At 29.5% G+C, this 14,803-nt stretch carries 14 protein-coding genes and 2 pseudogenes; 3 read left to right on the top strand and 13 right to left on the bottom strand.

The annotated features are described in order from the left end of the window. A partial coding sequence (locus HGI79_RS20945) for an AAA family ATPase (RefSeq protein ID WP_185652610.1) occupies window positions 1–311 on the bottom strand: 311 nt, incomplete at its 3' end. A gap of 874 nt (window positions 312–1,185) precedes the next feature. Here HGI79_RS20945 and HGI79_RS20940 point away from each other — a divergent pair. Further along, window positions 1,186–2,139 (top strand): helix-turn-helix transcriptional regulator, encoded by a 954-nt coding sequence (locus HGI79_RS20940; RefSeq protein ID WP_185652612.1) that lies wholly within the window; start codon window positions 1,186–1,188, stop codon window positions 2,137–2,139. 199 nt (window positions 2,140–2,338) lie between these two features. Here the strand turns inward: HGI79_RS20940 and HGI79_RS23410 are convergent. The 10 genes and pseudogenes from HGI79_RS23410 to HGI79_RS20885 form a co-directional block, all read right to left on the bottom strand. Next, window positions 2,339–2,858: pseudogene (locus tag HGI79_RS23410) on the bottom strand (hypothetical protein). Between the two features lie 17 nt (window positions 2,859–2,875). After that, window positions 2,876–3,925 carry a homocitrate synthase gene (locus HGI79_RS20925; protein WP_185652608.1) on the bottom strand — a complete coding sequence of 350 codons (1,050 nt, stop codon included), beginning with the start codon at window positions 3,923–3,925 and terminating at the stop codon, window positions 2,876–2,878. A gap of 749 nt (window positions 3,926–4,674) precedes the next feature. Next, window positions 4,675–5,526 (bottom strand): annotated as a pseudogene (gene nifB, locus HGI79_RS20920) (nitrogenase cofactor biosynthesis protein NifB); the annotation flags it as partial. A 395-nt stretch (window positions 5,527–5,921) separates the two neighbouring features. Next, complete coding sequence (gene nifH / locus HGI79_RS20915; protein ID WP_185652606.1) at window positions 5,922–6,743, bottom strand: nitrogenase iron protein; 822 nt, start codon at window positions 6,741–6,743, stop codon at window positions 5,922–5,924. 409 nt (window positions 6,744–7,152) lie between these two features. Beyond that, window positions 7,153–7,347, bottom strand: a complete 195-nt coding sequence (locus HGI79_RS20910; RefSeq protein WP_185652613.1) for a hypothetical protein — start codon at window positions 7,345–7,347, stop codon at window positions 7,153–7,155. 43 nt (window positions 7,348–7,390) lie between these two features. Beyond that, entirely contained in the window at window positions 7,391–7,579 is a 189-nt protein-coding gene (locus HGI79_RS20905) for a DUF1858 domain-containing protein (protein ID WP_185652605.1), read from the bottom strand. A 46-nt stretch (window positions 7,580–7,625) separates the two neighbouring features. Beyond that, a complete protein-coding gene (locus HGI79_RS20900) occupies window positions 7,626–8,705 on the bottom strand; it encodes an ABC transporter substrate-binding protein (protein ID WP_185652604.1) in 1,080 nt (359 codons plus the stop codon). Window positions 8,706–8,794: 89 nt separating this feature from the next. Then, window positions 8,795–9,577: an ABC transporter ATP-binding protein gene (locus HGI79_RS20895; RefSeq protein WP_185652603.1), complete on the bottom strand. Its 783-nt coding sequence runs from the start codon at window positions 9,575–9,577 to the stop codon at window positions 8,795–8,797. Then, on the bottom strand, window positions 9,574–10,659 hold the full coding sequence (locus tag HGI79_RS20890; RefSeq protein ID WP_185652602.1) for an iron ABC transporter permease: 1,086 nt from the start codon (window positions 10,657–10,659) through the stop codon (window positions 9,574–9,576). The genes HGI79_RS20895 and HGI79_RS20890 overlap by 4 nt, the downstream gene beginning before the upstream one ends. A 12-nt stretch (window positions 10,660–10,671) precedes the next feature. After that, window positions 10,672–11,760: an ABC transporter substrate-binding protein gene (locus HGI79_RS20885; protein ID WP_185652601.1), complete on the bottom strand. Its 1,089-nt coding sequence runs from the start codon at window positions 11,758–11,760 to the stop codon at window positions 10,672–10,674. A gap of 403 nt (window positions 11,761–12,163) precedes the next feature. On the opposite strand from HGI79_RS20885, the gene HGI79_RS20880 reads away from it, so the two are divergent. Together HGI79_RS20880 and HGI79_RS20875 are read left to right on the top strand one after the other, a co-directional pair. After that, window positions 12,164–12,547, top strand: coding sequence for a helix-turn-helix domain-containing protein (locus HGI79_RS20880; protein WP_185652600.1), 384 nt, complete (start codon window positions 12,164–12,166; stop codon window positions 12,545–12,547). Further along, a complete protein-coding gene (locus HGI79_RS20875) occupies window positions 12,492–13,367 on the top strand; it encodes an ImmA/IrrE family metallo-endopeptidase (protein ID WP_185652599.1) in 876 nt (291 codons plus the stop codon). Before HGI79_RS20880 ends, HGI79_RS20875 begins: the two co-directional genes overlap by 56 nt. 118 nt (window positions 13,368–13,485) lie before the next feature. Here the strand turns inward: HGI79_RS20875 and HGI79_RS20870 are convergent, their stop codons facing one another. Both HGI79_RS20870 and HGI79_RS20865 read right to left on the bottom strand, forming a co-directional pair. Next, window positions 13,486–13,869 carry a P-II family nitrogen regulator gene (locus tag HGI79_RS20870; protein WP_185652598.1) on the bottom strand — a complete coding sequence of 128 codons (384 nt, stop codon included), beginning with the start codon at window positions 13,867–13,869 and terminating at the stop codon, window positions 13,486–13,488. Window positions 13,870–13,891: 22 nt separating this feature from the next. Further along, window positions 13,892–14,218, bottom strand: coding sequence for a P-II family nitrogen regulator (locus tag HGI79_RS20865; RefSeq protein ID WP_185652597.1), 327 nt, complete (start codon window positions 14,216–14,218; stop codon window positions 13,892–13,894). Between the last annotated feature and the right edge of the window lie 585 nt (window positions 14,219–14,803).

The raw sequence follows: 14,803 nt of genomic DNA, 5'->3' as shown, positions 1-14,803 counted from the left end.
TTTATTGAAGTTATTATACCTCTACCTGCACATCCAACTCCTGGTTCTGGTCCGCCTGATTCAACACATTTGATTCCACTGAAACCTGGTTTTAATATAGAATCTAAATCTACATCTTCGCCTTCTTCTCTTAATGTATCTAATACTGATTTTTGAGCTAGTCCACCTAATAATAATCTTGTTGAATCTGCTTTAGGGTCACATCCAACTACCATTATTTTCTTACCCATAGTTCCTAGTCCTGCTGTAAGATTTTGTGTTGTTGTAGATTTTCCTATTCCACCTTTTCCATAAATAGCTACCTGTCTCATTTTTATATTCCTCCCTTAATTTGTGTTGAAAAGATATTTAACTTACCTCTCCAACAATTTGTTTTGTTTTTATAACCTTGAATAGAATATATCACAGTTTAAAAACTAAAGCAATAGTTTTTTTAACACTATCGTAAAATAAAAGAGATTATTTTAACACTTTAATAATTAGTCACATGATATTTTATTATTATAACGTGAATACATTTTCATTCTGAATATTACAGCTTTTTAGTCAACTACGAAAGCATTCTTATTATTATAAAAAAACTACATTATTAATAATGATAACGTTTATTTTTACAAATATTAACTTTAAAAATTTTTTTAAATTATTAAAATAAAATAAATTTATTAATATTTTTTTATTTTTTAAAATATAAAATCTATTTTCTATATTAAATCTTTATAGGTACGGGACTTTTAAATTTAATTCATACAGAACAGCATTTACTAGATTGTGCCACCTTTAGATAGTTTATTAGAAAGTAATATGCTATATAGAATAAGTTAAATTTAAAAGTTCCAGTTTTATATATAGTTAATCGTAAAACTAAACTTTATCTAGTTTGCCAGCTTAATAATAAATATTAGTATTCTAAATTCAAGTCATGTGAAAAAGCGGCAAATTGACATTATGATAAATTAACTTTAAAAGTTCCATATCATATAATATTAATCATTTAGTAATTTATATTTTAGCTTAATAAAAGTTATAAATTATACAAATAGTCTAAATATTAAAGTTTCTAAATATATAACCTGATACAAACACTATAGTTTTGGCATTGCAAAGGCTTTTTCATATGATATAATATTGTTATATTAAAAATTGAAATATATACTAGATATATTATGTGGAAAGGAATATGCTATGGATGAAAATACAGCTCTTACACCTCAAGAGGTAGCTGATATACTAAAAATTTCAAAAAGTACTGTATATGAGTTAATTAAACGAAATGAAATAAATTCTTATAGAGTTGGAAAAAAAGTACGTGTGGATTTACAAGACGTTGAAGCTTATAAAAATAAGACCAAAAATATAAAATCTACTAATATAGCTACTTCTATACAATTAAAATCTACACCTTCTTATGAGGAATCTTTTGAAGAAAACAGCAGCAGTTTTATTATATCCGGACAGGACTCTATTTTAGAGATATTATGCCGTTATTTAGATTCTCACCCAAAAGGAGTTCGCGCTTTACGTTCTTATGAAGGTAGCTATAATGGATTATATGCACTTTATCGTGGAAAAGTACAAATAGCAACAGCCCATATTTGGGATAGTAAAACAGAAGAATATAATGTTCCTTTTGTAGAAAGAATGCTTCCTGGAATTCCAGCTATCATTATACGTCTTGTCTCTCGAATGCAAGGTTTCTATGTAGCAAAAGGAAATCCAAAAGGTATTAAGGACTGGGAAGACTTCAAGCGATCAGACATTACTATTATAAATCGTGAAAAAGGCAGCGGAACTAGAATTCTATTAGATGAACATTTACGTAAGTTGAATGTTTTTGGTAAAAATATTAAAGGCTATTCAAGAGAATGTCTTTCTCACTTAGCAGCAGCTAGTATAATTGCTCGTGGTGGAGCAGACTTAGGTATAGGAAATGAAAAAGCATGTTTGCAAGTTAAAGGCGTAGACTTTATTCCTATACAAAATGAAAAATATGACTTAGTTATTAAAAAAGAAGATCTTGATCAACCACCAATTCAAGCTATTATGGAAATTCTAAATTCTGAAGAATTTAAAATGGAACTCTTTGGTATAGGTGGATATGATATCACTGAAACAGGTAAAATTGTAGGAGAAACTTAATTTATTGTTGTTACTCCTACAATTTTACCTACTTCAGTATTGACAGATATGAAAAGCACATAATAACATATAAGTTTCCCCAAAATAAAAAGAGGCTTTAAAATCGCCCTTTACACTAGGTGATTGCCTCTAAAAATTTATTGTAAATATTACTTATATTTAATTCTTGTAGTAATCAATAATGTTAAATTCATTTTATTTATAACCCACATACTTTTTTAAAACCAAGGATTTCTATAATTTCTTTCTGTATTTCTATTATTCTATTTATATTAGCATCATTACTTATATTTAAACATTCTCTAGAAACTTTTATGAATTGAGAATAGTCACAGTTACCAGCTCTCTCTCCAATTCCCCCTATAGTACAATCTACATATTCAGCCCCCGCTGACACAGCTGCTGTAGAATTTGCTACAGCCATTCCTAAATCATTATGTACATGAATTTCTATTTCCACAGGTAACTAATTTCTTTATCTTTTTTACTTGTTCAAATATATTTCTTGGATGTAATATACCTACTGTATCTGCATATCTTATTCTTTTAACTCCTAAGTTAGAAACTATTCCACCCATAGCTGCTATACCTGCTTCTATTTGAAAAATCCCCATATCACTAATCAATTTAGCAATTTCTACTTTATCATTTAAACTTAACGATATACCAGCTTTTTGTTCACCATCTCTTAGGGTTGTATCTACTATCTTAACACTCATTTTTATCACCTGCGTTTTCAAGAACATTTATTTAAACTGTTATACATTTCAATTAATTCATGATCTTCAATGTTTCTTTTCAACTGAATACTAGTTTCTCTTATTTTTTTTAAGAAAATATCTATATCTATGTTTTTACAACTTACATTAAGTTCTTTTAATTTAATAATTATAGCTTTAGAACCTGAATGTTTCCCTATAAGCATTTTTCTCTTTTGACCAATATCGTTAGGATCAAATGGCTCATATGTGGTTGGATTTTTTTCTATACCATCAACATGGATACCTGATTCATATTTAAAAATATCTTCTCCCAATATTGCTTTCATAGAGCATATATTCTCTTTAGTTAAGTTTTTATAGACACTAGAAAGTTTACTCATTAATTTTAAATCTCCGCATATCTCACTATTTTTTATTACTTTAAGTGCCATAATAATTTCTTCTAGTGGTGTAAATCCATAGTTTTCTCCATTAAAAACTGCTGTGATACTATCTGCTCCATCCATACAAGCCTCTAAGCTTATTGCAGTAGCCATATAGTATTTGTTATCTGCACAAAAATCTATTTTAACTTTAAAGCGATTTTTAATATTATATATTAGTTCTTTCCAAGTTGATAAGTTATATTTATCAACTCCACTTATTTTTAAGTAGCTTATATTATATAAACTAAACAATTTATTATAATCACTTTCCATGAAGTTATCTAATTGTTTTATATCTATATCTAACATCATATTAATTTCATTTAGTCCCTCTATATGATTAAGACTAAAGCTTAATGCATCCTTATAATTTATAACTACAAACTTAAAATTATACTTACTTATAAATTCTATATCCTTAAAATCTTTTACTCTAAATATATAATCTAACAGTTTTGGAAGTGTTTCTAACGTGTCTACAGTTAACTTATCAACTTCTATCAAGTCTATACCTAATTCTTTTAATAACTCTAAAAAAATTATTGCAGAGCCTTTATCAATATTTTTAAGCTTTCTTACAATCTCAGGTAAAGTCCTATCTATAATGATTTTTTTATTGCCTTCAAGTATAATAGACATATACAACACCTTCCTAAAACCTATATTAATTTCATACTGAAAATTAGTTCTTTTAGTTTCTTTTTATCTTTCTTCTTTAAAACTTTAATATTTCTTATAAAAATTTCTGCTAATACAAATTTATACTAATTGCTAAAATATAACTTCAAAATTTTTTATTTTCCTCTACCTACTCCATAATACTAATGACTTAACTTCGAATAAAAGCATGTTAATGGTAAAAGCAATTATTAGATTTTAAAAAACCAGGGTAGTTTTTATCAATCATACATTATGCTGATTTTCTAGGTATTACCAAGTACAATGTTGTAGGTAGAGGTAAGTAAAGAGGTTTTATATTAATCCTCTATTACGCCATTTTAACAACTCACTGCTTTACCTTTTAAGTTTTTATATAGGTATCTTTAAGCAATGTTGAGTTACAGTAAATTATACTATTCTACATTTTTTAGAAACAGCAACTTATCTTATCAGAAGATTTTATAAAATTTAAACATTTAAATAGCATTTGGAATATTTATTTCCATTTAATCTGTTTTTATACTGTTTTGTATTATTATATTTCTTTTTTTAATAAATGTCAAGTTTTTTAATGTATTTTTTGATAAATTATTAATGTTTTGTATAGTTTTGTATCATAATATTATTTTACATTATGATATACATAAATATTATCTTTCTTCGGCTTTACTATGGTTTATTCTATTTTAAACACTTCTTTACATTTGCTTACTATTATCTATCTACCCACAATTATTACTACACTTAAATTCTCTAAAATCAATTGAACGATCCTGTTCTAAAGTTCCTATAGCATCTGCTCTACATTGTTTACAATGATACATTTGTTTCATGTATTGTTCACATTCTTTTCTCTTATCATTTAATTCTTTATTGCTGACTAAAGGCATATGGGCAAAAGCACTTTCTTTCACAGGAATTAACTGCATAATGTTAGTCATAAATGCTCCACATTCTTTTACCTTTTTAACTACTTCTACTATATGGTCATCGTTAATACCTTTTATCATAACGATGTTTACTTTACAGACAAGACCTTTTGAAGCTAAATATCTAAGACCAGATAACTGGTTATTCATAAGCACTTGTGCACCTTCTTCTCCAGTTAACTTAGTTCCAAGATAGTTTACTTCTCTATATATTTTAGCTCCTATTTTAGGGGCCACACAGTTAATTGTTACAGTAACATGAGATATTCCTAATTCTACTATTTCATTTGCATAGAAAGGAAGCATTAAACCATTTGTTGATAAACAAAATGTAATATTTGGATCTTCTTCTTTAATTAGCTGAATAGATTTTTTAGTTTCATCAAAATTAGCTAAAGCATCTCCTGGACCAGCTATACCCAAAACCGTCAAATTGCTTATTTTACTTTTTACCTCTTTAAATTTATATACTGCTTGCTCTGAAGTTAAAACTTCACTAGTAACCCCCGGTCTGCTCTCATTGGCACAGTCATATTTTCTACTACAATAATTGCAGCTTATATTACATTTAGGCGCTACTGGTATATGCATTCTTGCAAATTGATGTGCGTTATCTCCATAACATGGGTGAGTGCAATTCTTATCAGTATTACTCTTAATTTCTGTCGTTCTTACTATATCTTTTTCATTTATTGTTGCCACACAGTTTCCCCCTTTTTAGTTTATAAAAAACAACTCTTGTCATTAATCTATTTTACACAAGTATTTCCCAATAAATTTTAACTTCTTCATAATATTATTATTTTTAGCTTATAGCTAAAATATAAAAGCGGGGCAAATTAATTTTATGCCCCCCATTTTAGATAAATTGACCTTTGTCTTTTAATATGTTATACTTGTAATTGTTTAAATCAATCTAATTATTATTTTGTAGTGATATATTTCTCAAGCTTGCAACATGAGGAATATATCATTTTCTTCTACTTAAGTTTATAATATAAAGACTATTTCATTTCTTTAAACTACAACAATATATAAATAATATATTATAGATCCATAAGACCAAATTCCATTAATAGTTCTTCTAATCTATCTTGTGTCATTGGTTTTGGTATAACGAACATTTCGTTGTCATCTATATTTTTAGCTAATGTTCTGTATTCATCAGCTTGTTCACATGTTGGATCGAAATCTATAACTGTTTTCTTGTTGATTTCTGCTTTTGTAACCATTGGGCTTCTTGGTACGAAGTGTATTAATTGACTTCCTAATTCTTTTGCGAAGTTATCAAGTAATTCATATTCGTTAGCAACCTTTCTACTGTTACAGATGATACCACCTAATCTAACTCCGCCACTGTGTGCATATTTTTGGATACCTTTTGATATATTATTTGCTGCATATAATGCCATCATTTCTCCACTTGCTACTATATATATTTCCTGAGCTTTTCCTTCTCTGATTGGCATTGCGAAACCACCACAAACAACGTCTCCTAATACATCGTAGAATACATAATCTAAATCAGCTTCATAAGCACCTAATTGTTCAAGCATGTTTATTGAAGTTATTATACCTCTACCTGCACATCCAACTCCTGGTTCTGGTCCGCCTGATTCAACACATTTAATTCCACTGAAACCTGGTTTTAATATAGAATCTAAATCTACATCTTCACCTTCTTCTCTTAATGTATCTAATACTGATTTTTGAGCTAGTCCACCTAATAATAATCTTGTTGAGTCTGCTTTAGGGTCGCATCCTACTACCATTATTTTCTTACCCATAGTTCCTAAGCCTGCAGTAAGATTTTGTGTTGTTGTGGATTTTCCTATTCCACCCTTTCCATAAATAGCTACTTGACGCATTTTCAAACTCCTCCTTAAAACTAAACGTTATAATACTACTCGGAATTATTTTTTCCATTTCGTTTTATTTTGTACTGTTTTGTATTATTATATTTTTTATTTTATCAAAAGTCAAGTGTTTTTCAACATAATATTGGGAATTTATCAACATTACGCCATTCTAAATGCCAATATCTTAAATTTTAACATTAGTTTAAGAATATGACGCCAAAACTAAAGGCACTTTTGAAAATATTTTCATCAGTCTTAGCGAAGTGTTTTTAGAAAATCTCAGGAGCTTTGATATGTTTGAGGTACTAGTTTATGAAAGCTTAATTAAGTCCTATATAAAGAAAAACACAAGCAGCATTGAGTGTTGCTTGTGTTTTTCTTTATATTTTCTACTGATATTATTTTTTAAAACGAGGATTTACTGTAAATAAGAATATTTATTAGTATAGTTTTCTAAATCACTTTCACTAACACTAAAGGACAATAAACTTAGCATTCCTAGGAGCAAAACAGTTATGACAGCATTTTTAGAAATTGATTTATATAGATAAAAATATATCACTAGAAAAACAGCCATAATTACCATAACTAGAATAATCTCAAACTTTCTCAAGGTTATCTCCTCCTATAAGTTCATTTAGATACTTTTATTGGAACTACCTAGGTAAATTTAATTCATAAATTAATTCGTCAAGATCAAAACCATGAACCATAGAGGCTTTCTCTAAAGTTTCAAATTTCGCCGAAAGACACCCAGTACACTCTAATCCAAAATCCAATAAAACTTCAATTTTCTCGGGATAATTATTAATAATTTTTCCTATAGTCATGTTCTTTGTAATCATATGTAACCACCTCTCTATATTTGTTTTTTATATAGAACACTATTTATTATGGCGCTTGAGCATTTAAGATTTTCTGTACATCATTATCGGTAAGATCGTAGTTAAGAAATGTTTTGTAGAAACTCTTTGTCTCCTTGGCAATATCCAAAGTTTGAAATTTATCCGGTTGTATAGTTTTTGCAGCCCATTGAACCTGAAGTGCTTCCTCTGTACCATAGCGATTCCATAAAAATGCTCCGTCAGGATTTAAAAATACTTTATCATTTTTAACAGCTGAAACATTTGCCAATCTCGTATCTCCAGTAATTTTATCTATAGATTTAATGTTTTCACTGACAATAATGATATCAGGATTCCATTTAAGTATCTGTTCTACTGAAACCTCTTTTCTATTACCCGTAACTTCACTTGCTGCATTTTTACCACCAGCTACTTCAATCCAATCATTGATTATTGTTTTGTCTCCATCTGCTGCAAAAGGAGCTGAATTGGAAAGATGTAGTACTTTAGGTTTTTGATCATCTTGTATTTTTGATGTAATGCTTTTAATCATATTCAATTTACTGTCAAGATATGAATTGTAATTTTGTGCTTTTTTAACAGCATCTCCTCCAAGTATTTCTCCTGTCAATGTAAAACATTTTTTCATAGATTCAAAATCTGTAAAACTAAGTTCAACTACTGGCAACCCCATTTGTGTAAGTTGCTTAACATTTTTATCTCCAGTAGGAATAAATACTATATCTGGCTTTTTACTCAATACTTGTTCTACATTTAGATTAGCTATAACACTATAAACTGCCTTGTCCAAAGTTGGAATCACCTTAAATAGCCATGGTCGTGATTGAGGGGTAAATGTAGTAGTTACAATTTTATCACCAGCTCCCAGTGTATGTAAAACCTCAATATGAGCACCCCATAGTTCAGCAATATTATTTATTTTTTCTGGTATTTTTACCTGTTTGCCAGCAGAATCTGTAATAATCTTATTGGTATTTTTACTTTTTTCCGCAGTTGCACTAACATCAGAAGAAGCTGATTGACTATTTCCTTTATTCCCACAAGCAGTTATACTTACGGATACAAGTACTAAGCTTAAAATAATACTAATAGATTTTTTCGTCATTTTCTCTTGCCCTCTCTTCATATTTTTTTATTTGTTTTACACTAAATGTGTATCTACCTTATATCTAACTAATTAATGTTTTATAAAATCTAATCAAGCAGTGGTATACATGCTCTTATAGGTTCACCCTGCCTGTTAACAGTACTAGTAATCCTCACATCAATGCCGTAAGCAGACTTCAAATTCTCTTCAGTAACTACCTCGTCCACATCGCCCACAGTAAACTTATTGTTTCTCTGAAGCAATGCCACTTTGCTAGAACAAAGGAAAGTATGATCTGGAAAATGAGTGGTCATAATAACTCCCAAACCATTTTTTACTAACTTATTAATCTGTTCTAACACTCTAATTTGATTACCAAAATCTAAATTAGAAGTCGGCTCATCCATAACGAGAATACGTGGTTGTTGAGTTAGCGCCCTAGCTATAAGAACCATTTGTCTTTCACCACCACTAATTTCTGTATAAATCTTATTCTTTAAAAAGGATACTCCCAAAGTTTCTAAAGCTTCTTCCGCAATAGCTACATCATTCTTAGATGGTGATGCAAAAGATCCTAAATGAGCTGTACGCCCCATAGTGACAACATCCAGCACAGAGAAAGGAAATGGTGGTGTATGAGCTTGGGGTACATATCCGATAGCTTGAGCTAATTTCTTTTTGGACCAGTTTTGGACATTCTCTCCATCCAAAATAATCTCTCCACCCTTCAGCTTCAAAAACCCTAAAATAGTTTTAAAAAATGTGGTTTTTCCTACACCATTAGGTCCAAGCAAACATAATATTTCTCCTGATTCCACCTTTACTGATATATCTTTAACTATAATTTTCGACCCATAACCACAAACAGCATTTTTAATTTCTAACTTCATATCCATCCCCTCCTTCCTTTAAGCAGCAAATAGATAAATATAGGTGCACCTATAATAGCTGTAAGAATCCCTAGAGGTATTTCCATAACAAAGGCACTACGAGCTACATCATCTACTAAAAGTAGAAAAGTACTTCCAATAAGCATAGAGGCCGGTAATAATACTTTATAGTTAGGTCCTACTATAAGTCTTGCAATATGAGGAATAATCAAGCCCACCCAACCTATCATTCCACTAATTGATACAGCTGATGCTGTAAGTAAAGTTGAACAAATGATAACTATTATTCGGATTTTACGAGTATCTATTCCCATAGCTTGAGCTTCTTCTTCACCAAAAGAGAGAACATTGAGTTTCCATCTTAAAAGCATTATTGGAATAATCCCCAAAGCTAACGGCATAAGCAGTATCATTATATCTCGTGTTCCAACAGATGAAAGACCTCCCATAAGCCAAAACGTAATTGCTGGTAATTTACTATCAGGATCAGCTACATATTTAGTAATAGAGATGAATGACGAAAATAGAGTTGATACTACCATGCCTGTAAGAACTAAAACTAAAATAGCATTATTTCCTCTAGCTATAATAGTAGCGATTGTATATGTAAGAATTACAGCTCCAAGGCCCACTAAAAATGCAGAAAACTGTATACCTACAACACCAAAAGACATCAGAATACCAACAGCAGCTCCAAACCCTGCACCAGCAGAGGCACCTAAAATATCTGGAGAAATCATGGGATTCTTAAACAATCCCTGATATGTAGCTCCTGCTGTAGCCAAAGCAGCTCCAACAAGCATCGCTGCAATTATTCTAGGAATACGAACCTGAAATAAGACTGTCTCCACAGTTTCAGGCAAAGTAACTGGAAGATTAAAAAGTTTACCGGTAAAGATAGTCATTAGATCAGATAACGGAATACCATATCTTCCTAAAGTAAGAGATATGATAAAAGCAATTATAGGTAGCAAAAACAGAACAATCATTACATAGTTTTTCTTTACCTTTTCTTTAGCCTTAGAAACATCAGTATATGTTAATATACCTGGTTTTAATTGTATTTCATTTATATTTTTCATGAAAATCACTCCTTATTTTCCAATGGCATTCTTCAATAAGTCCTGTACCTCCTGATCAGTAAGCTCATAATTGTAAAAAGTATGATAGAAATTTTTTATTTCCTTATTCATATCTAATTTTACGTACTCCGGGTACAATAAATTTGCTAGCCATTGAACACCAAGCACTCTACCAGCAGATGGTGGTCTATCAAACCAATTAAATGGTAATGAAGGTGTCATATATATCTTTTTATCCTTTACAGCTTTAACATTTGCCCATTTAGCATCACTATATACCTTTGAATAAAAATCTCCTCTCATGCCAGTAGCACCTACCAAAATCACATCTGGATTCCAAGACATTACCTGCTCCATGGATACATTTGCCATAGATCCTGTCTTTGTTTCAGCTATATCAGCTACGTTTTTACCTCCAGAAGCATCTAGTACTTCAGTATGTACATTTCCTAAAATGTCTGTTTGAAGCCATGATGCTCCTTCTGCATAATATACTTTTAGTTGCTTATCCGCAGGGATTGTTTTAACCACAGCTTTTGTGCTATCGAGAACTTTTCTAGAGTAATCAGCAAGTTCCTTTGCTCTTTTATTTTCACCCAAACATTCTCCTAAGAAGGTATATACCTTGTCAGTTGCATCAAGAGCTGTATCTACCATTACTACTGGTATTTTAAGCTGCTTCTGAATATCATCAGCAGAATAAATCTCATCTTCATTTGAAGCAATAATTAAATCTGGTTTTAACTTAAGTATATTTTCATAGTTACTGCTTTTTTCTGCACTTGTTCCAAGTACAGGAAGATTAAAGTATTTTTCATTTATGTATTTCTTGGCATCAGCTTTAGGAGTAAAACTCCAACCTAGCAGCTTATCTGGTGCTAAGGTATATACGTCAACAGTTGTATTATTACTTATTGAAATTACTTTTTCCACTTTAGCAGGAATAGTAACTTTTCTTCCAGACATATCTGTAACTACACGGGTAGTCGGTTTAGAATTTTTAACTTCTGCAGTTGTACTAGAACTTGTACACCCAGCAAATGAAATAGCAACTGTGAAAATACAAATAAGTGTACTAATTTTAATAATGTTCTTTTTCATAAAATCACTCCTCATATAAAATAGTTCCCAACAATTTAGTTTATTTACATTTAAATAAATACAATTTGGAATTTATAATTTTAAATTTATACATTTTTTGCATTATTTTTTCCATCTTATATTAAATTATAGTATTTTGTATATTGAGTATATTGTAATTCACAAAATAACATTTTGCAATAATATTTTTGATAATTTACTAAAATATTTAGTTACAATTGACAATTATCTAATATTTTATTGTTCTTATTAAGAATTTATTATATATTTTTTGTTTTATAAATTTCAACACATCATTTTGTAAATATTATATTTACATTTATCAATTATTTATATATAATCACATTTAAAATAAACATATTGTATATACATATGAATAATAAGTAATAATGAGGTGATAATAATGGATTTTTTTGAAATGGTAGGTAATAACATCTTAATAGAATTAGAGAATAGAAATTGGACTCAATCAATGTTAGCTGATAAAATTGGAATTTCTAGACAAGTATTTCAAAAAATTATAAAAGGCAAAAAAGCAATAAATGCTTATGAAATTGCTAAAATTGCTAAAATTTTAGGCGTGACTACGGATAAACTCTTAAATACTAACGAAGAAGTTTATTGGCAAGAAGATTCACAAATTCAATTTTTAGGAGCCTTTAATAATGAAGATAATTTTAAGCTTTTAAAATCTATTATTGAAGAATATGTAACTATGGAGGAGAACTTACATGAATTGCTATTATCCAAAAAGTATTTTACAGCAAAAAGAGATAAAAATTATTAAAGAAAAAGTTAAAAGTATAAGTAAAGAAAAAAATATTGTTAATCCTATTATAAAAGATGATATCTTTAGAATACTTGAAACTGTTAGTAAAGTACTATATTATCCTATCAAAGACGATATCCGTGCTTTCTATATGAAAATAAATAAAAGTAAATTTAATGACAATATTATATTTATTAATACGTCTATGACTTATGAAAAGCAAGTTTTTGCTGCAGCATATGAATTTGCACATATCATGCTTATATCGAAAAACCACAAGGAAGACCTTAATGGACAAATACTATTGAATTATTCAGACAACAAAGCCTTAGATATTAATACAATTGAAGCAATTAGTAATAGATTTGCGGCTGAGTTTCTTGTGAGAGATGATATTTTAGAAATTGAACTTAAAAACATGGGAATGGAACAATTAGATAGTATAACACTTGAAGGTATTGTAAAATTAATGGACTTGTTTTTATTCCCATATAAAGCAATGATAAAAAGACTATACGAAATAGGTAAGCTTTCACGCAAAAAATATGAGGAACTGACTCTAATTAAATCTTCTGGAAATGACAGTTCTGTGATTGAATTTGAAAAAAGATTAGGATTGTGTTCAAGAAATAATGAGATTACTAAAGTTAAAAAATTTTCAAATTTTATTGATTTAGCAATCAACTCTTATGATAATACTATAAGTACTTACGATAAATTAGAATATCTATTAAAATTATTCGACTTAAAACCTTCAAGTTTTAATATAAAAAAGAAATATCCTCAGTATTTGACTAGAGAAGAATTAGAAATGCGAAAGCTATTATATGAAGAGTAATGGATAACAGGTGTTAACTATATTTTTGTAACTGCAGAAAATTCTGCAGTTACAAAAATTAATATTTCACATTTAGTTATATTTTATATAATTATATTTGTCAGCAGCAACCGTTACACTATAATGCTTTAGCTCCCGTTTCTCCGGTTCTTATTCTTATAGCATCAAGAATATCCCTTACAAAAATTTTACCATCTCCAGGATTTCCTGTTCTATTTACTTCAATAATTGCATTAATTACTTCTTGCACATCTTCGTCGTTAACTATGATAGTAAACATTCTTTTTGAAACAAGTCTATGTGCTTCAGCAATTTCTTCAGCCATGCTCTTATTTGTTATTTCTTTCATTGCTCTTTCTTCATCAAAAATCGTGAAACTTACTTTCTTTTTTCCACGACCAAGTACTTTCCTACAGGTGAAACAGGGAAATCCTTGTTTTAAGAGAGCTTCTTTTGTTTTACTAACCATGTTCATTCTAATAACCGCAGTTACTTCTTTCAAGTTAACTCCCCCCAACCTTTAATTATAATACTTTTGAGCCTGTACTTATTGTATATACTTCATCTACGCCTGATATAAATATTTTTCCATCTCCAAAAGCTCCAACTTCTCCTGTCTTTGCACTTTTCATTATTATTTTTATAACGTCATCTTTATCCTCATCTTCTATCACTAACATAAGCATTTCCTTAGGTATCTCATCATAATGTACTGACCCTACTTTAACCCCCTTTTGTTTACCTCTACCTACCACATCGTATTTTGTAACCGCTGGAAATCCTGCATCAGCAAGGTCAGAAAGAACTTCACCAACTTTGTTTGGTCTTATTATAGCTTTAATCATTAACATAAGATCCCTCCTAAAAGTTTGTGTTATTACACTTTTATAAAATTGATACAAACTAAAATTAATAACACTTAAATATTAACATATTTTACATTTTTTGTAAACATTCTACTATAAGCATATTAATATTGTTATTTTTACAAATTATTCAAACTTTTAGTAGTTTATTTAATGGCTACTTACTCTAATACTCCCATCTTTACATTAAACTCCTCTTTCTATACTAGAACAACGACTTCTAAGCCTCAAATGGAGTTTAAATGCCCAAATGAACACTTATCGGGCAATATTCGCTGGTAATAACCAGTAATTTACCCAGTGGTCATAGACAAACTCCACTTGAAGCTTAAATTTAACTTATACGTAGGAATATGCTGCCAAAACTGAAGGCACTTTTAAAAACTTTTTTGTCAGTCTTAGTGAAGTGTTTTTAGAAAATCTTAGGAGCTTTGATATGTTTGAGGTACGAGTTCATCAAAGCTTCTTAGATTTTATATGAAACTCATCTTCCTTAGGTCAGATGAGTAAGCGATTCGCACAAAATCACAGATTTTGGCTCTCTGCTTAAAACACGAACTTTAGACTGAT

Source organism: Clostridium sp. DJ247 (assembly GCF_014231265.1).
The sequence above is the reverse complement of the archived record's forward strand: the minus strand, read 5'-3'. Positions and strand labels throughout refer to the sequence as shown.